The organism is Pseudomonas sp. JL23 (genome assembly GCF_056933585.1).
Genome location: NZ_CM167795.1, coordinates 4,519,995 through 4,541,904, shown reverse-complemented (window position 1 = coordinate 4,541,904; position 21,910 = coordinate 4,519,995). Strand labels below are relative to the sequence as shown.

The following is a 21,910-nucleotide window of genomic DNA, read 5'->3' as shown; positions in this document are numbered from 1 at the left end:
CGTGCTGAGCAGACCGGTGGTGACGCTGGGCGTCAGCCTGAAGATGTACTTCGGCTACCGCCGCACCCTCGACTGGTGCCAGGCCATTGCCGCGCAGCTGGCGGCCAATGCCGATGTGCGTAGCGGCGCGATCGAGGTGTTCATCATTCCCAGCTATCCGACCCTGGCGCCGGTATTGGAGATATTCGACGGCCTAGCCCAGGTGGGTGCACAGAATCTGTTCTGGGAAGACGAGGGTGCTTATACCGGCGAAGTCAGCCCAAAAATGTTGCGGGAGATGGGCTGTGGCGTTGTCGAAATCGGCCATGCCGAGCGTCGTCGCCATTTTGCCGAGACCGACCGGCAGATCGCTGACAAGACCGCTGCCGCCTGGCGCAATGGCCTGACACCGGTGCTGTGCCTGGGTGAGGAGCGCCCAATGGGCGTGAGCGAGGCCGTGCAGGTCTGTCGCCAGCAACTGGATTCCTCTCTGGCAGCCGCGCGACGCAGCGGGCTTAGTGGTGAACTGATCCTGGCCTACGAACCGCAATGGGCCATCGGTGCGGCGCAACCGGCGTCTGCGCATTTTATCGGCGAGGTTTGCCAAGGCCTGCGCGACGCTCTGGATGACTCGAGTATCCGGGTGATCTACGGCGGCAGCGCCGGGCCCGGTCTGCTGAGCCAGCTCGATGGCCAGGTCGATGGGCTGTTCCTGGGACGTTTCGCCCATGATCCGCTGGCTTTTCAATCGATTCTCAAGGAGGCGGGCAGTCTGTGTGCCGCCGCGCCGGTCCGCAGCGAGGAGGGCGTCCAATGGCAATCGGCCTGAGTACCTATTCGTTCTTTTGGCGTGCCAGCGAGCGAGTGCCGCATCCGCTGGATCTGCCGCAGATGCTGCAACAGACCGCCGAACTGGGTGCCGGTGTTTTCCAGATCTGCGACTTCAAGGCCATCGAGGCATTCGGCGTCAGCGAACTGCTCGACCTCAAGCGTCAGGCCGATGACCTCGGGCTGGTGCTGGAGCTGGGCACGCGCGGCCTGGACACCGAACATCTGCGCAAATACCTCGGGTTCGCCGAGATTCTCGGGGTGCGCCTGATTCGCAGCATGTTCAACAGCAACAGCCTGAAACCAACGTCCGATCAGGCCCTGGCCCTGCTGCAAACGGTGATGCCGCAGTTTGTCGAACAGGACGTGAAGCTGGCCCTGGAAACCTACGAACAAGTGCCGACCCGCCGGGTTCTGGACGTGATCGAGCGCATCGACAGTCCCTGGCTGGGCATCTGCCTGGACCCCGGCAACTGCGTCGCCGCGCTGGAGAACCCCACGGACGTCATCGACATGACCGCTGAACGGGTGCTCAACCTGCACGTCAAGGACTTCGCCTTTTCACGGCGCGACGGCTGGGTCGGCTTCACCTTCGCTGGCTGCCCCTTGGGCGAAGGCCTGCTGGATTACGCCTACATGCGCGGCAAGGTGCGACCCGACACGCGGCATATCAATCAGATCATCGAACACTGGCTGCCCTGGCAGCTCGATGCGGCGAGCACCTGCGCGCTCGAAGACCAGTGGACTCGCCATAACCTGAATTACCTCACTACAAGACAAACCGAGGAGTGACCCCATGACATACGAACTCAAAAAAATTGCGATTGTGGGTGCCGGCGGCAAGATGGGCATGCGCATTTCCAACAACCTGCAGGGCAGCCACTACAGCGTGACCTACTGCGAAAACTCGCCCAAGGCCCAGGAGCAGATCCTCGCCACCGGCCGAACCCTATCGGCGACCAATGATGTAGTGCCCCAGGCTGATGTGGTGATCCTTGCGGTGCCGGATGTGGCGCTGGAAACGGTGTCCGCCCAGGTGGTGCCGCAAATGAAGAATGGCGCGATCCTGCTGACCCTCGACCCCGCCGCGTCCTATGCCGGGCTGCTGGCCCAGCGCGACGGCATTCATCAGGCGGTGGCCCACCCTTGCCATCCTTCGGTGTTCCTGGAGCGCTACACCAAGGAAGAGCATGCCGATGCCTTTGGCGGTAATGCTGCGGTGCAGGACGTCTGCGCGGCGTTCGAGAGCGGCAACGACAAGCAGCGTTCGGAACTGGCCAATATCATCGCCGTGATGTACGGCCCGGTCGGCGTGGTGCACTGGGTGACGGTCAAGCAATTGGCCTATCTCGAACCTACCCTGGTCGAGACCGTCGCCTGTATGGTCGGCAGCTTCATGAAGGAAGCGCTGGACGAGACCATCAACCGTATCGGCGTACCCGAGGCGGCGGCCAAGGCCATGCTCTACGGGCATATCCAGATTGCCCTGGCGGTGTCGTTCCGCAGCACCAACCCGTTCTCCGATGCCTGCATGATCGCCATGGAGTATGGTCGCGAGCAGATCATCAAGCCCGACTGGAAGAAGATCTTCGATGAGAAAGAACTCGACCTGATCATTGCCCGCATGCTGAAGATCGACGCGGTGCGCAAAGCCGACGCGGCTTGATCGGTACGCAAAATCGGCTACTTTTTGGCGTCCGGGGGTGGCAGCACCTGCGGGCGTCTTTTTATGTGTGCAGCCAGGGAGATTGATCATGGAGAGTAAACCGCTGCGGGGCGCGCTGATCGGTTGCGGTTTTTTCGCCCTCAACCAACTGCGTGCCTGGCAGGATCTGGACGGCGTAGACATCGTCGCCCTGTGCGATAGCGACCCTGAACGGCTCGCCGAATTTGCCAGGTACGCCCCCGAGGCAGGGACCTTCAGCGACGCGCAGATCATGCTGCGCGAGCTGGAACTGGATTTCATCGACATCGCCACGCCGACCTCGGCGCACAAACCGCTGGTGCTGCTGGGCGCGCGGGCAGGGGTCGATATCATTTGCCAGAAGCCATTCGCGGCGACCCTGGACGATGCCCGGCTGATGATCGACGCCTGTGCAGAACACAATGTCGGGCTCACCGTGCACGAAAACTTCCGTTGGCAGGCGCCGGTACGGGCCACCATCGAGCACCTGCGCAATGGGGTGATCGGCACGCCGTTTTTTGGCCGGGTGAGTTTTCGCAGCGGCTTCGATGTCTACCGTTTGCAGCCTTATCTGGCCAGGACGCCGCGCTTCATCATCGAAGACCTCGGCGTGCATGTGCTGGACATTGCCCGGGCGTTGTTTGGTGACGTCGCCCGCCTGACCTGCGAGACGCGGCGAATCAATCCGGCCATTGCCGGTGAGGACGTCGCCACGGTCATGCTCGCCCACGAACAGGGCGTCACCAGTGTGGTGGATTTCAGCTACGCCACGCGGCTGGCCAACGATCCCTTCCCGCAAAGCCTGATCGAGGTGGATGGTGATCGCGGTTCATTGCGTCTGCTGGCCGATTTTCGTTTGCAGATCCACGATGCCCACGGCCGTGTCGAAACCCTCGACGTTGCCCCGCTCGCTCCAGCCTGGAGCGATGCGCCGTGGTTTCCCATCCAGGAAAGCGTGCTGCGCCTGCAGCGCGAGTGGCTGAGCAACCGCCTGCGCGGGCAAGCATCGGAGACTTGCGGCGCGGACAACTTCAATACCCAGGCGTTGGTGGACGCAGCGTATGAGTCGGCGGCCAAGGGTATGACCGTGGTGCCTGTCAGGCGTTGACTGGCAGGCCAGCAATGATACTTAAGGTGGCTTGTTGTGGGACCGGCTTCAGCCGGGAAGAGGGCAGTGCAGGCGATAGACCTGAATCGATCCTGCCCAAGCCTTCCCGGCTAAAGCCGGTCCCACCTGGTGTATCTTCCATACATTATTTAAACCCTAGCGCATGCCAAAGCCGCCTTCGCGCACTTGCTTGCTGTTGTCCTTGGACACCATCACACAGTCCACTGACTGTTTCTCCGGCTTGTCGGACTTGCCGGTGCGCAGGAAGTGGTCGGCCTGTTCCATGGCCATGGCGGCCATCTGAGTCGCCTGCTGCAAGCCGGTCGCGATGATCGGGCCATCTGCGGCAATCTGCCGGACGACATCGGGGTTGCCGTCGATGCCGACCACTTTGACGTCGCTCTTGCCCGCATTCCTCAACGCCGCTGCGGCGCCGAGGGCCATGGTGTCGTTACCGGCCAGCACGCCGACGATATTCGGGTTGGCCTGGATGATCGATTGCATGACGTTGTAGCCCTGGGTCTGGTCCCAGTTGGCCGATTGCTGGGAAACCATTTTCAGGTCCGGGATCTGATCAAGCACCCGGTGAAAACCTTCCGAACGCACATGGGCGTTGACGTCCGAACTGCGTCCGATCAATTCCACATACTCGCCCTTGTAACCGACCTGATCAGCGAAGTATTCGGCCACCGAGGTCGCACATTGCGAGTTGTTGGAGACGATCTGCGCCGTGGCGATGCCGTTGGCGTTGACTTCGCGATCAATGAGAAACACCGGGATCTTGGCTTCCTGGGCTCGCTTGACCGCCGCGATGGAGGAGTCGGAGCCGGCGTTATCGAGAATGATCGCCGAGGCGTTGTCGCCGATGGCGGTTTGTACCAGACGCAACTGGATATCCGGATCGTCCTGATGGACCAGGGCGTTGGTCTTGTAGCCGAGCTTTTTCGCGGCGGCTTCGGCGGTGTCGGATTCGGCCTTGTAGAACGCGTTGCTATGGGACGGCGTGATGATCACGATCAGATGATCGGCCGGTTTGAAATCGGCTGCCGACGCGGCCAGGGGCAGGAGCGAGGCGGACAATACCGCCAGAGAAAGCAGCTTGCAGGAGAAGAGTCTTTTCATTGTTTTAGTCATCCCTCTATGGAGTAAAAATCACGCGGCAGTCGTCGGTGAGCCTCGGTCTTCCTGAGCCTTGGCCTGACGCTCCGCACTGGATTTTTCGACACGGCGTTGCAACTGATCGACCACCACCGCCAGCACGATCACCGCGCCGGTAATAACGGTCTGCCAGAAGTCTGAAATGCCCACCAGCACCATGCCGTTGCTCAATACCCCGAGCACAAAAGCACCGATCAGCGTGCCGCCGATGGTGCCGACGCCGCCGAACAGCGAGGCGCCACCAAGGACCACCACGGCGATGGCATTGAGTTCGTAGGAGGTGGCGATGGCCGGGTTGGCGGCGCCCAGGCGCGAGGCGATGATCAGCCCGGCCAGGGCGGCGCAGAATCCGGAAATGGCATAGGTGCCCATTTTCACCCGACTGACCCGTACTCCCGACAGTTCGGCCGCGCGCTCATTGCCGCCGATGGCGAACACCTGGCGGCCAAATACCGTCTTGCGGCTGATGTAAACGGCCACCAGGGTCAGGATCAGCATCAGCCAGATCGACACCGGCACCGACAGTACCCGTGCGGTGCCGAGCAGGAGGAAACCACCGTTGTGCAGCTCGGCCTGGCCGGTCAGGTCACCGTAGGTCGCGCCGCCGGAGACCAGTTGTGCGGCGCCGCGAGCCATGTACAGCATGCCCAGGGTCATGATGAACGGCGTGACCTTGAGCCGGGTGATGAACCAGCCATTGATCGCGCCGACCAGGGTGCCCAGAGCCAGGCTGAGGATGCACACCATGGGAATGCTGAAGAAGGCCGACACCCCCAGCCACGGCAGGCGCAGTCCTTCGCTGATCAGATAACCGGCGACCATCGCCGCCAGTCCGGCCACGGCGCCGACCGACAGATCAATCCCGGCCGCGAGAATCACGAAGGTCATGCCGATGCCGAGGATGGCGAACACCGCCACTTGCTCGGCGACGATGACCAGATTGCGGGCCGACAGGAACGAAGGGGCTATAGACGAGAACAGGATGATCAACAGGACCAGGGCCAGGTAGGCGCGCAGACGCAGTAGCAGCAGCGGTAATGAACGCATGCTCAGGGACGGGGATTTGCGGGCAGGCAGGGACAGTGATTCGGCCATCATGCGATTTCCTTCTGAAGGGGTGCCTGGGTTGTCGGCTCCTTGCGCGAGACTTGCGACCAGCCCACCAGTGTCGGTTCATCCAGTTGCTGGCGGCTGACGCTGGCGGTGATACGGCCCTGGCACATCACCAGTGCGCGGTCGGCGCCACCGATGATTTCGCCCAGGTCGCTGGAGGCGTAGAGAATGGTCAGACCGCTCTTGGCCAGGCGGTCCAGCACTTCGAACAGCTCGCGACGAGCCTTGATATCGATACCCCGGGTCGGCTCATCGAGCAGCAGGACATGGGGTTCGGTGAGCAGGTTCTTGCCCACCACGACCTTCTGCTGGTTGCCGCCGGACAACGACGAAATGGCGATGCCTGAATGCTCGGTCTTGATGTGCAGTTCCCGGATCATCCGCGCCACGTCAGCGTCCATGGGCTGGCGGGCCAGGCCATCGGCACGCCGATAGCGCAGCAGGTTGGCCAGCAGCAGGTTGTCGCGCACGCTCGCGCTGGTGACCAGGCCGAGTTTTTGCCGGTCCTCCGGTACCAGCGCGATACCGGCGCGGATGCGTCCGGCGATGTCCTGGCGCAGCGGCAGCACCTGGCCGTTGAGTTCGATACGGCCGCCGATGGCCTGACGCAGTCCGATCAGGGTTTCGAACAACTCGGTGCGGCCGGCGCCCATCAGCCCGTAGAAGGCGACAATCTCGCCGCGACGCACGCTGAACGAGACCTTGTTCAACAGCAGCGAACCGCGCTCGCTGGCGACTTCCAGATCGGTCACCCGCAGTACCTCCCGGGCTTCCTCCTGCTCGCCTGGATCCCTTGCGGCCCGCAGTTCAGTGCTCATCTGGCTGCCGATCATGCGCTCCACCAACCAGTCGATGGTCACGCTGCCGCGCATGCCGGTGCCCACCAGATTGCCGTCGCGCAACACGGTGAAGTGGTCACCGATCTCGATCAGTTCTTCCAGGCGGTGGGAGATGTAGATGATCGAAACGCCCTGGCGCTTGAGGTCGGCAATCAGGGAGAAAAGGATGCCGACCTCCGCCTCGCTGAGCGAAGAAGTCGGCTCGTCGAGGATCAGCACCTGTACATCGCTGACCAGCACCTTGGCAATCTCGATAATCTGCCGCTTGCCGATGCTCAGGTCCTGTACCAGGGCATCGACGTCGATATCCTGGCCCATGCGCTGCAGGGTAGCGTGGGCCAGCTTGCGTTGTTCGCCCAATAGCAGCCTGCCGAAACGGCTGCGCCGTTCCTTGCCAATGAACATGTTCTCGGCAACGCTGAGGTTGGGGCACAGGTTGAGTTCCTGATGGACGATGCCGATTCCCAACGCCATGGCCTGGCGGGGATTGTCCAGGGTCAGGCTCTCGTCACCGGCAAACAGCTGCCCGGAGGTCGGCTGCTCGATGCCGGCGAGGATTTTCATCAATGTTGACTTGCCGGCACCGTTCTCGCCGATCAACACATTGACCTTGCCGTGTACCACGTCGAAATCCACGCCCTTGAGCGCGGTAGTGCCCTGATACACCTTGCGGATCTGCCGGGCACGCATGGCCAGGGGCGCACCGGAGGAAAAAGCATTCATCCGGTTACTCCTTCACCGTCAGGCTGACGGGCATGACGCGAATCGATGTGGGGGATTGCAGGTTGAACACGCCGACGAAACTGATGGTCTTGCCCAGCAGGCTGGCGGCGGTGGCCTTGCCATAGGTGCGCGCCAGGGCCTGCTTGTTCAGGGCGGCGGCAACGTCGGCGTATTGGGTCTGATTGGTAAAGGCGTTCAGCGACATATTGCTGGCCACGTCGCGCAGCACCGTGCTGATCACCAGCGGCCCGGTCAGCAGTTGAATCTTCTGCTGAGCCAGCTCGGGATGATCGGGAAACTCCAGGGTCAACAGACCCATGGGCGACTTGAGATTGGCCTCGGCGACCCGTGCGTTGCCACTGACCACGAAGTTTTTGCTGCTGCCGTCATGGTTGACGGCGTAACGGCTGGCCGCGTCGGCCGGGTTTGCGGCGATGGCGGCCAGTACCGGTGTCAGGTCGACCATATGCTTGTCCAACATCGGTTGCACGTCGCTGGCCCATTGCTGTTCGACGTACTGTTCGGCGTTGAAGCTGTTGATGGCGAACTTTTGGTTCTGCCCTTGGGCGTTGGCGCTTTGCGCAGTATTGAAGACAACCCGGCCGGTAGCCGGATCCAACGGGCGCAAGGTGATGAGCGGGGCACCGATCAGAGTCGTTGCTGCCCATACCGCAACGACGACGCCGACGATGGCGATTGCGGGCAGGCCGCGGAAAAAAACCGACGGTTTGCCGGATACAGTCAAGCTCATGCAGATTCTCCTCGCCTTATGGCGTTTTTTTGTACTTGTCAGGAGGTTCAGTCATCACTATATATCATCATCATACCAGTTCAAGATAGCGTCTTTTTTCGACGCTGAAGGCTAGTCCGGTCTAATTTGCTGTCATCCATAACAACAACAGGAGTGTCCTTGATGACCCCGTCCCAAGCCCTGGATTACCGCCTCTATGGCACGTTGCAGCCACGTCCCGAGGAGCTGTTCACCCAGGTGGGCAGGCTGGATTTTCTTGCCCAGGGCGCTCAGTTGCGCCGCCTGCGTGCCGACGGACGGGAGATCCTGCGTAGCGTCGGATTGGTCATTCGTGACGGATTCTGGGGTACGCACAGGCTATTGGAGCACCATTGCCAGACCGGGCTTGAAGCCGGTCACTGGTGGCAAAAGGTGCAGGGCAGCGTGGCGACGAACGGTGAAGAGTCGGCGCTGGAATGGCAGTTGGAGATGGCGGTTTGTGACGAAGGACTGTCCATCAGGACTGAGCTGCGTGCCCATCGCGATTTCCCGACCTGCCGTGCCGGGTTGACGCTCTTGCACCCTCTGCATGGGGTAGTGGGCGCGCCGGTCACGGTGATTCACAGTGATGGGCGATCCCAGGACGGCGCCTTTGCGGACCTGATCAGCCCGAGCCAGCCGTTTTTCGATATCCAGGGTCTGGTGCACTCACCGATGCCAGGGTTGACCCTGGAGTGGCGCCTGAGCGGTGATGTGTTTGAGATGGAGGATCAGCGCAATTGGTCCGATGCCTCGTTCAAGACTTATAACCGGCCGCTGGCGTGGCCATGCCCTTATGTCATCGAGGCGGGCCAGTGCGTCGAGCAGGGCATCGAGCTGCACGTGCGGCGTCAGCAGGGGAGTCAGCCATGAATCCGACACGCATCGTTATCGGTGAACCCTGTAGCCACCCGCCGCCAGCCCTGGGGCACGGACTATGGGTCGACCACCTCGAAGACAGCGCCGCCACCGAGACTCTGATCCGCCAACTGGGCGGCGCGCACCTTGATCTGTTGGTGGATTTGCGGCGCGACGATGCTCTGGAGCGATTGCAGGATGCCTTGCTGCTGTGCCAGCGCACCCGCACCGATGCCTGGCTGTTGGTGATAGTCAGCGACGCTGCAGTACAGGCTCAACTGCAGGAACTGGCCAGCGTTCTCGACAATGCTGCCTGGCAACCCAAAGGCATCCTGACGACCCCTGCGGCCTACCTCGCCAGCTACCAACCCGACGGCCAATGGCCGAGCGGGCCGACGCCCCAGGACGTGGCTGCGGTGGCGCGCGCATGCCTGCCGCATTATCAGATCGGTGGCGGCGTGCCGACCTACTTCACTGAGCTCAATCGTTGTCGGCCCGCCGCCGGCAGCTTCGATTACCTGACCCACGCCACGTCGCCCATCGTCCATGCCGCCGACGATCGTTCGGTCATGGAATCCTTGGAATCGCTGGGCGATATCGTCCGCTCGGCGCGTTATCTGGCGCACGGCAGGCCCTACCGCATCACGACTTCGGCGATTGGTGCATGGTGCAACCCTTATGGCGGCCAGCTCACTGCCAATGCCGAGGGTGAACGCCTGACCCTCAGCAACAGCGATCCGCGCCAGCGCAGTCAGTTCGCCGCCGCCTGGACTCTGGGGCACTATGCCGCCTTGCAGCACGCGGGTGCGGACGCCGTGGCGCTTTGGGCGGTAAATGAGCCATTTGCCGTCGCTGCCGCGAACGAGTACTGGCCGACGTTTCATCTATTGTGTGGTCTGAATCAGGGGCGCGGTAAAACTGCACTCAATGTCAGTGCTTCCAGCGCAGATATCGCCGTACTGGCTTGGGGCGAGGAGCTCGGGGTAGAGGTCTGGCTGGCTAATCTGAGCGACAGTGAGCAGGCATTCGAACTGAGCGGGGCGAGTATCGTTGGCGTCACCCACCTGGACGCCGACCACTACGACCAGGCACTGCATGACCCCGGCTTCATTCACCGGCCTACTTGCGCAGCGCTGGACAAGCCGGTCCTCGGGCCCTACGCCGTACTGAAGCTGGACTGCCGACGCGACGTTGAGTGTGGCTTATAATCGCGCTACCGTTGCCGCCATTTACGCTTTCACGAAAGAGATGTCGATTAATGTCAGAGATCAAGAAACGCACCATTCAACGCAAAAAGCTTTCTGACGTCGTCTTCGAGCAATTGATCGGCCTGATTGAAGAGGAGAACCTGCAACCGGGCGATCAGATGCCTGCCGAGCGCGAGTTGATGGAGAGCTTCGGTGTCGGTCGTCCTGTGGTGCGCGAAGCCATGCAGCGCCTGGCGGGCATGGGCATGATCACCATTCAGCATGGCGAGCGGGCCAAGGTCGGCCGCGTCGATATGCATTCCATGATCGGTCAGATCGATTTGGCGGCGCGGCATCTGCTTTCCAGTTCGGCCAAGAATGTCGACCATCTGCGCCAGGCGCGCGAGTTCTTCGAAACGGGCCTGGTGAAAATCGCTGCGCAGAACGCCACACCAGCGGATGTGGTGCGGCTGGAAACTGCCCTGGCCAAGATGCACAAATACCGTGAAACCGATGAGTTCATCCCGGCGGACATGGAGTTCCATGCCGAGATTGCCCGTATATCCGGCAACCCCATCTATGTCGCAATCTCCCACGCGATACTGGAATGGATGGCTGATTATCGCGAAGACATGCTGCGGTTCAAGGGGCGTGAGCTGACGCTCAAAGAGCACGAAATCATCCTGGGCTTTATCAAGGCCAATGACCCGGCGGGTGCGGAAAAAGCGATGCACCATCACCTGGTCGAACGCGGCGAAGAGTAGTTCGCCGGGACGCCTGCCCGCGGGTTTGCACGGGCAGGACCACTCCTGAGACCAATCAAAATCTTCGCGGTGGCCCCTTGCAGGCCCACGCGAACCACCAAGGCTTACTTAGTACTTCCAGCTCACCGTCGCCGTCAGATTGCGCGGCGCGCCGTAGCTGGTGGTGGTGGCACTGTTGTATAGCGACAGCAGGTATTTGCGGTCGGTGACGTTGTTCAGATTGAGCGACGTGCTCCAGTGACTGTCGATGTCATAGCTGGCCATCAGGTCAACCAGTGCATAGGCATTCTGCTTGATCGCACTGTTGTTATCGTTCTCCACCGCACTCTGCCAGCTGACGCGTGCGCCGACTTTGGCCTGGGGCAGGCCTGGCAGGCGATAGGTCGCCATGCCTCGGAAGCTGTGGGTCGGCACATACTTGCGGGCTTTCTCGCCGTCATCGTTGTCGATGCGCACGTAGGTGTAGCCGCCGAGCAGATCCAGGCCGGGCAGGGCTTCGCCGGATGCCTGCAACTCGACGCCATGGCTCTTGTATTCCAGGGCATCGTAGACGTTATGGCCATTTTCAAAGCCGACGTACTCCGCGACGTTTTGCTGTTCGGTCTTGAATACGGCGCCGGTGAGATTCAAACCGCTGTCGAGGCTGCCTTTCACGCCCGCTTCCAGGCTCTTGCCTTCGAGGGGGGCGATCAGCCCGCCGTTAGCGCCGATGTTGTATTGCGGGCTGTAGATCTTGGTCCAGCTGCTGTAGACGCTCCATTGCTTGTTGAAGTCGTAGACCAGACCGGTGTAAGGCGTGACTTTGCCATGGGCGCGGGTGTCGTGGGCCGCGCCGTAGCTCTCGCCCGAGCCGTCGGCGCTGAGCATGCGGGCGCCGACTATCCAGTGCAGGTCGTCGGTCAGGCTGAAGCGCGAGCCCGCATAGAGGCTCTTCTGCGTGTCGTTGTAGTTCTCGATGTTGGTGTCGCTGGTGTAGGTGAACGACGGATGGGTCACGCGGCCAGCCAGTACATCGGCGAACGAAACGTCGTAGTAACCATCGGCTGCGGCATCGTATTCCCGGGCCTTTTGATGGGTACGACCATAGGCGGCGCCGAGCGTCAGTTCATGTTCGCGGCCGAACAGGCTGAAAGGCCCGGCTACCTTGGCCTCGCCCAGCAACTGATGGGCTTCGCTGGTGGTGTGGGCGGCAAAGGCTGACGCGTCGTCGCCGGTGACACCGGCGATGTAGAGCATGTTGGTGTCTTGTTTCTCGGTGACTCCGGTCGCGGTGATCGTGGATGCCCAACCGTTGCCGAAGTCATGCTTGAGCTCGACGAAAGCGCGCTGGGTGTGCTGGTTCCAGTAGGTCCACGGCTGGCCAATGGCGGAGCTGCGGCTGCCGTAGTGCAGGGCGTTGCCTTCGCTGTCCACCAAGGGCAGGTTGCCCCACGAGCTGCCATTGGCGTCACTGTTGTGCTGGGAAAAACCTACGGTCAGGGTGTCGCTATCAGTGACGTCGAACGCCAGCAGGCCGGCTGCGATGTTGCGCTCATGGCTGTAGCGGTCCATCCATGAATTGCCCTTGTCGTGGGCATAGATGAAACGGCCGCGTACGTTGCCGGTCTCGGTCAGCGGGCCGGAAACGTCCACGTTGATTCGACGGCTATCCCAGGAGCCGACACTGGTGTCGATCTGCGCCTGGAAGGTTTGCGTAGGGCGTTTGCGCACGAAATTGACCGTGGCCGATGGATTGCCCGCACCGCTCATCAAGCCGTTGGCGCCATGCAGCACGTCGATTTGCTCGTACTCGGCCAGATCCTGTTCGCCCACCAGGGTGGTGCCGACGAAGGGCATGCCCATGCCGTCGTATTCGAAGCTGTTGATATCAAAACCGCGGGAGGTGAACTCGGTGCGGTCGGTTTCGGTCTGTTCAACCGTTACCGATGGCGCGGTGCGCAGTGCGTCGCGGATGCCCGTCATGCGGAAGTCGTCGAGGGCCTGGCGGTTGATGGTGGTGACCGCCTGTGGCGTCTCCTTGTCGGTCAGCCCCAGCTTGGTGGTGCTGGATGAAGGCTTGACCTGATAGCCCACGCTTTGGTCGTCAGTGCTTGTGCTGGTGCTTTCGATCTGCGTGGCTGGCAGGGTCAGATCACCGGCAGCATGGGCAAGGGACATGGCGCTGCAGGCGCCAGCCAGCAACAGGCTGGCGGGGAGACGAGGTTTCAAGATGGCATTCCTTGGTGCAATTGGCAGTAACAACTTAATTTGCAATAATACGAATGAGAATTTATACCAATTGATAAGGTTTGTTGACAAACTTTTCACATTTGCCGGATAGGTGGTTGAGGAACCGGGCGACGGGACTGAGGTGCTGCATCTTGGCTGGGGGGAGTGTGGTGATGCGAGGTGGACGTGTATAATTTGGCAAACTTTGCCAAAGTGGACCACGCCATGAGCACAATGAATATCTCATTGCCGGACGCCCTCAAGACCTTTGTCGACGATCAGGTCAGTCTGCGCGGCTTCAGCACCAGCAGCGAATACGTACGCGAGCTGATACGCAAGGATCAGGATCGCCAACAATTGCGTGGCCTGTTGCTGGCTGGCGCTGAGTCGCCCCCCACAGTACCTGTGGACAGCGACTATTTCGAATCCCTGCGCGCCAGGGTTCGCAAGGCAGGAAAATGAAGGTCAAGCCTGTCATTCCGCGAACCGTTGCCCGCCAGGATGTAGAAGCTGCTGTCAGCTATTACCTTGATGAGCAGGCTGAGCAGGCGGCCATCGGTTTTATCGATGCTCTCGAAAAGCTCTACATCCACATAGGTCGTCATCCTGCTTCGGGCATGCCCCGTTATGCCCATGCGTTGGACCTGCCAGGCCTGCTCTATTGGCCAATGAAGCGTTACCCCTACCTGGTGTTCTACGTTGAGCGTGATGATCACATCGATGTCTGGCGCGTTTTACAAGGCATGCGGGACGTTCCTGCCGGGTTACTTGAAGGCAGTCTCAATTAGCCGCAGAGATCGATCCGGGCGACCCTGCAATCGCTATACTCGCGCTCCGCAAAGACACCAAGGACCCGGAATGTCGCTCCCTCCCCACACCCTTCGCCGCACGTTGATCCTCTGGCTATATGCCGTGGCAGCAGCGCATCTGCTGTTTGGCCTGTTGCTCTCATGGGCCGGTTCGTCGGGGGTGTTCGAGGGCTATCTGACGTCCCTGGAGCAGGCCTTCTGGACTGGCGCGGTGCCGCCTGCCGCCCGTGCGCAGCAGGTCTGGTGGATGGCGCTGTTTGGCGCGACGTTGCAGAGCTATGCGCTGTACATGCTGGCGCTGCTGCATATCGGTAACCGCCTGAGGGCGCCCATGGCCTGGGGCTGGTTGATTGTCGGCCTGGTGCTGTGGGCGCCGCAGGACATGTGGATTTCCGCACAGGTCGGCATGTGGTCGCATCTGTGGATCGATACGGTGGCGCTGCTGATGTTGTTGCCGCCATTGTTCTGGCTGTATCGCCATGACCGACGTGAGCAGCGCAAATGAGTAAGCCTCTGCTGTATTTGCTGGCGGGTAATGGCAGCAGCGCCGAGTGGTGGGACGATGCCGTGCCGCATTTCACCCGCTATCAGGTGTTGCCACTGGAATTGCCCGGTTTCGGCAGCAATTCCCAGCCGCCCTGTGCCGACCTTGCCGCCTATGCCGAGGCGTTGCTGGCAGCCACTGTGCGGGGCAGTGCCATAGTGGCGGTGGGGGTCAATGCCTTGCTGGTCCTGCATGCGCTGCAACGCGCACCGGGGCATTTCTGTCGCAGCGTGCTATTGGCGCCGGTCGGGGCGTTTCTCTGGCAGCGACGCTTGCCGGCGCTGATGTCGCCGATGCCCATTCGCAAGACCATCCACTGGTTGCTGGCCAATAAGCCTGCGCTGTTCGCCCACAAGTTTTCCCGGCAAGCCTGGCCGGCTGCGCACTATGCGCGCATGGGCGCCGGTTACGCCCGCTGCCGCGCTTTCGTGCCGTACTGGGATCTGCTGCGCGCCGATACTGCGTTGCCGTTACTGGAGTGGGTCGAGGACCCGGTCGAGCTGGTCTGGGGCGATCAGGACAAGGTGCTGGGTATCGAGCAAGCGGCGGCCTGGTCGGCGATACTGGCCCGGGCTGACCTTGGCATCAGCCTTAAACCGGGCTGGGGCCATTACCCCTGGATCGACGCCCCGGCCGAGTTCGTACAATGGCTTGAGTCGGGCGAGCGTGGGTTTGTCGCCCATACCAAAGGCGGTCGTTTGCGTTTGGCGGCCTGTGCCGGGCAGCCGGTGCCTGCGGCGCTGTCCCTGATGCAGGGCGATGACGCCGGGCTGAATGGGTTTCTCGCCAATGCCCCAGACGCGACCTGGGCGGTGCGCTCGTCCAGCTTTGGCGAGGATCAAGCCGACGCCGCCAATGCAGGGCTTAGCACCACCTATCTGCGTGAACCCGCGCACAACGTGCCTGCGCGCATTGCCGAGCTGCATGCCACAGGTGTTGAAGAAGTCGTGGTGCAGCGCTTCATCACGCCTGTGCTCTCCGGGATTGCCTTTGTCCGTCACTTGGCCGTGGAGCTGGAGTGGGTCGAAGGCCATCTGGAGTCCCTGGCTGACGGCCAGGCCAGCCCGGAGCGGGCGGTGATTTCCCGCCTCGGTGCCTCCTGGAGCAGCGGCGAGTTCAGGGCCGCCCATGGCTTGACTCAGCAAACACTATGGAGCTTCCTGCAAGGCGTGCTGCGGGTCTTTCACTATGTGCCCGGAGATGTCGAATGGGCCTGGGATGGCAGCCAGTTATGGCTGTTGCAGTACCGTCCCATCAGTGACTACGGCTGGCGTCGGCACCTGACTGCTGCCAATATCGCCGAAATCCTGCCCCCTCAGCCGAGCCGCCTGGTGGAGTACGCACAGCGACGCGCGGCAGCGAGTATTCCGGCGATCATGGCCCGTTGGGACGCGCGCATCCTGCAGGACAACGAGCCTTTTACGGCATTGTTTGGCGACGCTTCCTATATCAACAACGATCTGTTTCTCGCACGTCTGGCGGATTGGGGGATAGCTTCCAGCAATTACGCCGGTGAAGTCGGTGGTGCGACCCCGGAGCTGCCATGGCGGCCCCTGCGCCTGTTGCGCTCGCTGCCATTGTTCATCCGTATGCAGCGCATCGCCCGAGGCCATCTTCTGACCCTTGACGCGCAATTGCAGCGCTTCGACCGCGAGCTTGCGGCGCTGAAAGAGCAGGGCGCTGATGGCAGGCAACTCGCCGACTGGTTTAGCCGTTTCTATGTCTTCGTCGTGCAGGGCAACCTGTGTATCGCCACGGCCTTGGCCAGCAGTGGCGGCGACCTGTTGGGACGGCCGCCGACCGCCTACGAGAACGTCGAACACTGCCCCCATCGACTGCCCTGGGAAACCGATCCGGCCACCCCGCGCCCGGCACTGTCCGACCTGCCATTGCAAGCCTTTGCGACCTGGCCCACGGCGATTCGGCTTGCAAGCCGCGTCGGTTTACCGGGCCTGCGTGGCTATTTCCTGCAAGTACGTGAGTGGTATCGGGACAACCTGATGCGCATATTCTTTCGCTTGCATCACGCCATGCCGACAGCCGATCGCGAACACTGGTTTGCGCCGCACCCGCATATTCGCAGCCGGGATGGCAGTTTCTGGCAGGACGGCCGTGAAGGCAGCGAAAAAGCCAGTGGCTTCATGATTTATCCGGGGCAGGTCAGGGGTGTTCTGGGTGAAGACATTCTGCTGGAAGACACTCTGGACCCCGGGCGCCACGCTGTTTATCAAAGTGCCCGTGCCGTGATTGCACGCATGGGCGGGCGCCTGTCCCACGGCTCTACCCTGCTGCGTGAGCTGCGCAAGCCTTCGGCGGTCATGCCCGATGTCGACCTGGCCTGGCTGGGGCGGGAAGTGCTGTATGCCGATGGCGAGTTGAAGCTGATTGAGTGAGTGCCGGGGCCTCAGGCCCTCGGTTCAATGCCTCTGAGTATCAGCGTCTGCAGGTTGGCCAGGACTTCCTCGAAGAACTCGGGATCTGCCAGGGTTTTGCCGCTGACTGCCCGGACCTGGGTGCTGAAGTCGGCGTAGTGCTGGGTGGTGCTCCACAGCGAAAAGATCAGATGCAAAGGGTCTATTCGTGCAAGCTTGCCCGCGTCGATCCAGCCCTGAATGACCTGCACCTTATTGGCGACCAGATCCCGCAGCGGGCCTTCCAGCTGGTTCATGATCAGCGGCGCGCCCTGCATCACTTCCATGCAGAACAGCCTGGATTCCGCAGGATGATCCCGTGACAGCTCGAGCTTGACCCGGATATAGCTGCCGATGGCTTGCAGAGGGTCCTGCTGCGGATTGAATCCCCGCAAGGGCGAAAGCCAGATATCCAGCAGGTGCTGCATGACGTTGGCGTACAGGTCTTCCTTGCCGGCGAAATAGTAGAGCAGGTTGGTCTTGGAGACGTTTGCCGAACTGGCGACCTGGTCCAGGCTGGTGCCGTGCAGGCCGAACTGGGAAAACAGCTGTAACGCCGCTTGAATGATCGCATTGCGCTTGCCCTCGACCAGCAGCAGACGGCGGCTTTCAGCCTTGGGGCTCAGGGTTCGGGGGGCCTTGGGCTTGGCATTCGAGGCAGGCTTTGCGGCTTTTTTATTGGCCTTGGCCGAGGCCTTGTCGGCAGGGTGGGATTCACTGTTCACAGTTGGGACCGTATGTCGAATCGTTGGGGCAGTGTATCAGGCACCTTCTGCCGATGGGCACCATCACCTTTCACCGCCCACCCGTAGGACCGGCTTTAGCCGGGAGGCCTTCTCGCGGCTAAAGCCGCTCCTACGAGGGCTCTCTCCATTGACCCGGATCAATAAAAACGCCCTCAAATGTCACTTTCCACGCTCCACCTGCATCAGTCTCGTGCATAGAAAGCTAACCAAATGGTCTTTATCGGACCATTTGGTCTGATCGAAAATCACATATTTATTTAACCCACTGATTAAAAACAATAAAAACTACTTGGCACGGCGCCTGCAGTCATCTTGAACGAGAGCGCAGCCTTAGTGGCTGCCGACGCAAATCGGTGACGATTATGAAAGTCGGTGTCTTTATCCCAATTGGCAACAACGGTTGGTTGATTTCGGAAAATGCCCCTCAGTACCAACCTACCTTTGAATTGAATAAACAGATCGCGCAGTCGGCAGAGCACTACGGGCTGGATTTTGTGCTGTCCATGATCAAACTGCGTGGTTTCGGCGGCAAAACCGAATTCTGGGACCATAACCTGGAGTCCTTCACGCTCATGGCCGGTCTTGCCGCTGTGACCAGTCGAATCAAACTGTTTGCTACTGCTGCATCCCTGGTCATGCCGCCCGCCATCGTGGCGCGGATGGCGTCGACCATCGACTCGATCTCCAATGGCCGTTTTGGCGTCAACCTGGTGACCGGTTGGCAGCGCCCGGAGTATTCGCAGATGGGCATGTGGCCTGGCGATGAGTTCTTCAGCAATCGCTACGAATACCTGTCCGAATATATTCAGGTGCTGCGCGATCTCTGGGGCAAGGGTCAGTCCGATTTCAAGGGCGCGCATTTCCAGATGGATGACTGCCGTCTGAGCCCGCGGCCCCAGGCCGATATGAAGGTTATCTGTGCCGGGCAGAGCGATGCGGGCATGGAGTTTTCCGCGAAATATGCCGATTACAACTTCTGCTTCGGCAAAGGCGTCAACACACCCAAGGCCTTCGCCCCGGCGGCCGACAAATTGATCGAAGCCACTCGGGTGACCGGCCGCGAGGTCAGTACCTACGTGCTGATGATGGTCATTGCCGATGAGACTGATGAAGCCGCGCGAGCCAAATGGGATCACTACAAGGCGGGGGTCGATGAAGAAGCTGTTGCCTGGCTCGGCGTGCAGGGTGCCGTAGACAAGAAGTCCGGCGCCGATACCAATGTGCGGCAGATGGCGGACCCCACCTCGGCGGTAAATATCAATATGGGCACCCTGGTGGGTTCCTATGCCAGCGTCGCCCGGATGCTCGATGAGGTGGCGCAGGTCGAGGGCACTGAAGGGGTGCTGTTGACCTTCGATAACTTCGTCGAGGGCGTGGAGAACTTCGGTACACGCATCCAGCCGCTGATGAACAGCCGTATCGACGCCATGAGCCCTGTGCAGACCCAGGTGCGCAGCGCCCCAGTCAGCGCGGAGGCGGTGTGATGATTGGCGTGAAGAGCGGCGTGAAGAACCAGACCCTTTCCTCGGCGGTCCCGGTCGGCATCAGCACGGTTGTCGGTGCTGCGGCGCCACTGGTGTTGCCCGCGCGCCCCGAACCGCTTTACCTGCATCCATCCAATACCGCGTTGATCGTGGTGGATATGCAGAACGCCTATGCCTCGGTCGGCGGTTATGTCGATTGCGCCGGGTTCGATATCTCCGGTGCCCAGGGTGTGATTGCCAAGGTCGGCCAGGCGATAGCGGCTGCACGTTCGGCGGGCGTTCTGGTGGTCTATCTGCAAAACGGCTGGGATGACCAGTACGTAGAGGCCGGGGGGCCTGCTTCGCCGAACTACTACAAATCCAACGCTCTGAAGACCATGCGCAAATGCCCGGAGCTGCAAGGCAAGTTCCTCGCCAAAGGCGGTTGGGACTACGAGATTGTTCCCGAATTGAAACCGCAGCCCGGCGATATCCTGGTGCCCAAGACCCGCTACAGCGGCTTCTTCAACAGTTCGCTGGACAGCACATTGCGGGCGCGAGGCATACGCAATCTGGTCTTCACCGGGATTGCTACCAACGTCTGCGTCGAGTCGACCCTGCGCGATGCGTTTCACCTCGAATATTTCGGCGTGATGCTTGAGGACGCGACCCATGAACTGGGTGGCGGCGCCATTCAGGCGGGGGCGGTGTACAACATCGAGACGTTTTTTGGCTGGGTTTCCAGTGTGGGTGATTTTGTCCGGATGCTGGAACCGGGCAGGTACAACACAACCATCTGAATTGAATCAATTCTGTGGGACCGGCTTTAGCCGGGAAGGCAATGTAATGCCCGAAAGAAATTTATCGATCATTCCGAGGCATTCCCGGCTAAAGCCGGTCCCACAGAGTTCTATGTTTGCTGTGAGGTATCACAGCGTAATCGAGGGACTGTCCATGCCTAAAAAAATCATTATTCCTGCCGGTACCGGCACGCCAATCGGTCCATTTGTTCCGGGCACCACCGCCGATGGCATCGTCTATGTCTCCGGTACCTTGCCCTTCGACAGTGACAATAACGTCGTCCATGTCGGCGATGCTGCGGCCCAGACACGTCATGTGCTGAACATCATAAAAGGCGTCATCGAGAGCGCGGGCGGGACCATGGCCGATGTCACGTTCAATCATGTCTTCCTCAAGAACTGGGAAGACTACGCCGCCATCAACGCGGTCTATGCCGAGTATTTCCCCGGTGAAAAACCGGCGCGTTACTGCATTCAGTGCGGCTTGGTAAAACCCGATGCGCTGATTGAAATCGCCAGTGTTGCGCATATCGGCAAAGGTCTCTGACGGTGGATCTGTATACCGAGGGTCATGGGCCGGCTGATGGTGAAGTGGTGCTGCTGTCGTCCGGTCTTGGCGGCTCCGCAAACTATTGGACGTTGCAGATCCCCATGCTGGTCGAGGCCGGTTACCGGGTTATCGCCTACGACCAGCGCGGCACGGGACGCAGCCGCGGCGCTTTGCCTGGGGACTACAGCATTGAGCATATGGCCCAGGACGTCAGCCGCATTCTTGATGCCACGCAATCGGCACGTTGCCATTTTGTCGGGCATGCCCTGGGTGGTCTAGTCGGCTTGCAACTGGCTCTGGACTTCCCCGAGCGTGTGCGCAGCCTGACCCTGATCAATGCCTGGTCAGAGCCCAACCCGCATTCCGCGCGCTGCTTCGACGCCCGCCTGACCCTGCTGGCCGACTCCGGCCCCCGTGCCTATGTCGAGGCCCAGCCTATTTTTCTGTACCCGGCCAGTTGGTGCGTGGCCAATGCCGAGCGGGTCCAGGCGGAAGTGGATCATGCCTTTGAGCATTTCCCCGGTGCCGATACCATGCGCGCGCGTATCGGTGCATTGCGCCGCTTCGACGTCACCGCGCGGCTCGTCGAGATCGGCGTGCCGGTGCTGATTTCAGTGGCCCGGAACGATGTACTGGTGCCCTGGACCTGTTCCGAACAACTGGCCCGTCATTTGCCCGATGCGCACTGGCATTGCGTCGAGCATGGCGCCCATGCCCACAACATTACGGCGGCCGACGAATTCAACGATTCGTTGCTGTCCTTCGTCAAAAACTCCTGAATCCGGTCATTCATCATGCAGAGATTCCCGGTAGCTATTACGGTCGACCCCAGCGCTGGCAGTCAGGGCGTTCCTGGCAAGATCGAGTTCCGCAACGCCATGGCGCGGCTGGGGGCTGCGGTGAATATCATCACCACCAATGGGCCTGGCGGTCGCGCCGGCTTTACCGCCTCCGCCGTGTGCAGCGTGAGCGATGAACCGCCCAGCCTGCTGGTGTGCCTGAACCGCAGTGCGTCGGTCTACGAGACCTTCAAGCGTAATGGGGTGTTGTGTGTGAATGTGCTGGGCGCCGGGCATCAGGACATCTCCAGCCTGTTCGGCGGCAAGACCGCCATGGACGAGCGCTTTGCCTCGGCTTCATGGTCCCGCGGGCCGTCTGGTTCGCCGATTCTGCAGGACGCGAGCGTGTCTTTTGATTGCCGATTGAGTCAGATCACTGAAGTTGGGACTCACGATGTATTGATTTGTGAAGTAATCTCCCTCTCCACCGGTGAGCAGGCGCAAAGCCTTATCTATTTCAACCGCCAGTATCACGCGTTGTAAGTGCCGGGTAGGCCAGTTGTTTTTTTGAGATCCTCCAAGTTGATCGG

The 21,910-nt window shown here is 60.9% G+C and carries 22 protein-coding genes; 16 read left to right on the top strand and 6 right to left on the bottom strand.

Annotated features, from left to right (window positions below; translation table 11 throughout):
• The first annotated feature begins 1 nt into the window (after nucleotide 1).
• The 4 genes from AC1Z24_RS20920 (at nucleotide 2) to AC1Z24_RS20905 (ending at nucleotide 3,599) form a co-directional block, all read left to right on the top strand.
• Entirely contained in the window at nucleotides 2-808 is an 807-nt protein-coding gene (locus AC1Z24_RS20920) for a triose-phosphate isomerase family protein (RefSeq protein ID WP_483742520.1), read from the top strand.
• Nucleotides 793-1,599, top strand: a complete 807-nt coding sequence (locus AC1Z24_RS20915) for a sugar phosphate isomerase/epimerase family protein (RefSeq protein ID WP_483742519.1) — start codon at nucleotides 793-795, stop codon at nucleotides 1,597-1,599. Before AC1Z24_RS20920 ends, AC1Z24_RS20915 begins: the two co-directional genes overlap by 16 nt.
• Before the next feature lie 4 nt (nucleotides 1,600-1,603).
• The gene (locus AC1Z24_RS20910) at nucleotides 1,604-2,473 is read left to right on the top strand and encodes a phosphogluconate dehydrogenase C-terminal domain-containing protein (protein WP_483742518.1); all 870 of its coding nucleotides are present in this window, start codon (nucleotides 1,604-1,606) and stop codon (nucleotides 2,471-2,473) included.
• Between the two features lie 88 nt (nucleotides 2,474-2,561).
• Nucleotides 2,562-3,599 (top strand): Gfo/Idh/MocA family protein, encoded by a 1,038-nt coding sequence (locus AC1Z24_RS20905; protein WP_483742517.1) that lies wholly within the window; start codon nucleotides 2,562-2,564, stop codon nucleotides 3,597-3,599.
• Nucleotides 3,600-3,755: 156 nt separating this feature from the next.
• Here AC1Z24_RS20905 and AC1Z24_RS20900 read toward each other — a convergent pair whose 3' ends face one another.
• The 4 genes from AC1Z24_RS20900 to AC1Z24_RS20885 are packed head-to-tail and all read right to left on the bottom strand — an operon-like array spanning nucleotide 3,756 to nucleotide 8,183.
• The gene (locus AC1Z24_RS20900; RefSeq protein ID WP_483742516.1) at nucleotides 3,756-4,721 is read right to left on the bottom strand and encodes a substrate-binding domain-containing protein; all 966 of its coding nucleotides are present in this window, start codon (nucleotides 4,719-4,721) and stop codon (nucleotides 3,756-3,758) included.
• Between the two features lie 30 nt (nucleotides 4,722-4,751).
• Nucleotides 4,752-5,855, bottom strand: a complete 1,104-nt coding sequence (locus tag AC1Z24_RS20895) for an ABC transporter permease (RefSeq protein WP_483742515.1) — start codon at nucleotides 5,853-5,855, stop codon at nucleotides 4,752-4,754.
• Nucleotides 5,852-7,432: a sugar ABC transporter ATP-binding protein gene (locus AC1Z24_RS20890; protein WP_483742514.1), complete on the bottom strand. Its 1,581-nt coding sequence runs from the start codon at nucleotides 7,430-7,432 to the stop codon at nucleotides 5,852-5,854. The genes AC1Z24_RS20895 and AC1Z24_RS20890 overlap by 4 nt, the downstream gene beginning before the upstream one ends.
• 4 nt (nucleotides 7,433-7,436) lie before the next feature.
• Nucleotides 7,437-8,183 carry a DUF2291 family protein gene (locus AC1Z24_RS20885; RefSeq protein WP_483742513.1) on the bottom strand — a complete coding sequence of 249 codons (747 nt, stop codon included), beginning with the start codon at nucleotides 8,181-8,183 and terminating at the stop codon, nucleotides 7,437-7,439.
• Nucleotides 8,184-8,345: 162 nt separating this feature from the next.
• Between AC1Z24_RS20885 and AC1Z24_RS20880 the strand changes: the two genes are divergently transcribed.
• The 3 genes from AC1Z24_RS20880 to nanR are packed head-to-tail and all read left to right on the top strand — an operon-like array spanning nucleotide 8,346 to nucleotide 11,010.
• On the top strand, nucleotides 8,346-9,074 hold the full coding sequence (locus AC1Z24_RS20880) for a D-apionate lactonase family protein (protein ID WP_483742512.1): 729 nt from the start codon (nucleotides 8,346-8,348) through the stop codon (nucleotides 9,072-9,074).
• Entirely contained in the window at nucleotides 9,071-10,267 is a 1,197-nt protein-coding gene (locus AC1Z24_RS20875; protein ID WP_483742511.1) for a D-apionate lactonase family protein, read from the top strand. The genes AC1Z24_RS20880 and AC1Z24_RS20875 overlap by 4 nt, the downstream gene beginning before the upstream one ends.
• 50 nt (nucleotides 10,268-10,317) lie before the next feature.
• On the top strand, nucleotides 10,318-11,010 hold the full coding sequence (gene nanR / locus AC1Z24_RS20870; protein ID WP_259106210.1) for a transcriptional regulator NanR: 693 nt from the start codon (nucleotides 10,318-10,320) through the stop codon (nucleotides 11,008-11,010).
• Nucleotides 11,011-11,118: 108 nt separating this feature from the next.
• On the opposite strand, the gene AC1Z24_RS20865 is transcribed toward nanR, so the two are convergent.
• Nucleotides 11,119-13,167 (bottom strand): TonB-dependent siderophore receptor, encoded by a 2,049-nt coding sequence (locus AC1Z24_RS20865; RefSeq protein ID WP_483746680.1) that lies wholly within the window; start codon nucleotides 13,165-13,167, stop codon nucleotides 11,119-11,121.
• 276 nt (nucleotides 13,168-13,443) lie between these two features.
• On the opposite strand from AC1Z24_RS20865, the gene AC1Z24_RS20860 reads away from it, so the two are divergent.
• From AC1Z24_RS20860 to AC1Z24_RS20845, 4 genes are all read left to right on the top strand, one after another.
• Entirely contained in the window at nucleotides 13,444-13,680 is a 237-nt protein-coding gene (locus AC1Z24_RS20860) for a ribbon-helix-helix domain-containing protein (RefSeq protein WP_483742510.1), read from the top strand.
• Complete coding sequence (locus AC1Z24_RS20855; protein WP_483742509.1) at nucleotides 13,677-14,006, top strand: type II toxin-antitoxin system RelE/ParE family toxin; 330 nt, start codon at nucleotides 13,677-13,679, stop codon at nucleotides 14,004-14,006. The genes AC1Z24_RS20860 and AC1Z24_RS20855 overlap by 4 nt, the downstream gene beginning before the upstream one ends.
• A 70-nt stretch (nucleotides 14,007-14,076) precedes the next feature.
• The gene (locus AC1Z24_RS20850) at nucleotides 14,077-14,532 is read left to right on the top strand and encodes a cell division protein (RefSeq protein WP_483742508.1); all 456 of its coding nucleotides are present in this window, start codon (nucleotides 14,077-14,079) and stop codon (nucleotides 14,530-14,532) included.
• Nucleotides 14,529-16,964 carry an alpha/beta hydrolase gene (locus tag AC1Z24_RS20845; protein WP_483742507.1) on the top strand — a complete coding sequence of 812 codons (2,436 nt, stop codon included), beginning with the start codon at nucleotides 14,529-14,531 and terminating at the stop codon, nucleotides 16,962-16,964. Before AC1Z24_RS20850 ends, AC1Z24_RS20845 begins: the two co-directional genes overlap by 4 nt.
• Before the next feature lie 11 nt (nucleotides 16,965-16,975).
• Here the strand turns inward: AC1Z24_RS20845 and rutR are convergent, their stop codons facing one another.
• On the bottom strand, nucleotides 16,976-17,608 hold the full coding sequence (rutR, locus tag AC1Z24_RS20840; RefSeq protein WP_259106298.1) for an HTH-type transcriptional regulator RutR: 633 nt from the start codon (nucleotides 17,606-17,608) through the stop codon (nucleotides 16,976-16,978).
• Between the two features lie 482 nt (nucleotides 17,609-18,090).
• Between rutR and rutA the strand changes: the two genes are divergently transcribed.
• The 5 genes from rutA to AC1Z24_RS20815 all read left to right on the top strand — a co-directional run bounded on the left by rutA (nucleotide 18,091) and on the right by AC1Z24_RS20815 (nucleotide 21,863).
• Complete coding sequence (rutA, locus tag AC1Z24_RS20835; protein ID WP_483742506.1) at nucleotides 18,091-19,212, top strand: pyrimidine utilization protein A; 1,122 nt, start codon at nucleotides 18,091-18,093, stop codon at nucleotides 19,210-19,212.
• Nucleotides 19,212-19,991 (top strand): pyrimidine utilization protein B, encoded by a 780-nt coding sequence (rutB, locus tag AC1Z24_RS20830; protein WP_483742505.1) that lies wholly within the window; start codon nucleotides 19,212-19,214, stop codon nucleotides 19,989-19,991. The genes rutA and rutB overlap by 1 nt, the downstream gene beginning before the upstream one ends.
• Before the next feature lie 154 nt (nucleotides 19,992-20,145).
• Nucleotides 20,146-20,538 (top strand): pyrimidine utilization protein C, encoded by a 393-nt coding sequence (rutC, locus tag AC1Z24_RS20825; RefSeq protein WP_483742504.1) that lies wholly within the window; start codon nucleotides 20,146-20,148, stop codon nucleotides 20,536-20,538.
• 8 nt (nucleotides 20,539-20,546) lie between these two features.
• On the top strand, nucleotides 20,547-21,320 hold the full coding sequence (gene rutD / locus AC1Z24_RS20820; RefSeq protein ID WP_483746679.1) for a pyrimidine utilization protein D: 774 nt from the start codon (nucleotides 20,547-20,549) through the stop codon (nucleotides 21,318-21,320).
• 15 nt (nucleotides 21,321-21,335) lie between these two features.
• Nucleotides 21,336-21,863 carry a flavin reductase gene (locus tag AC1Z24_RS20815; RefSeq protein ID WP_483742503.1) on the top strand — a complete coding sequence of 176 codons (528 nt, stop codon included), beginning with the start codon at nucleotides 21,336-21,338 and terminating at the stop codon, nucleotides 21,861-21,863.
• Nucleotides 21,864-21,910 lie beyond the last annotated feature (47 nt).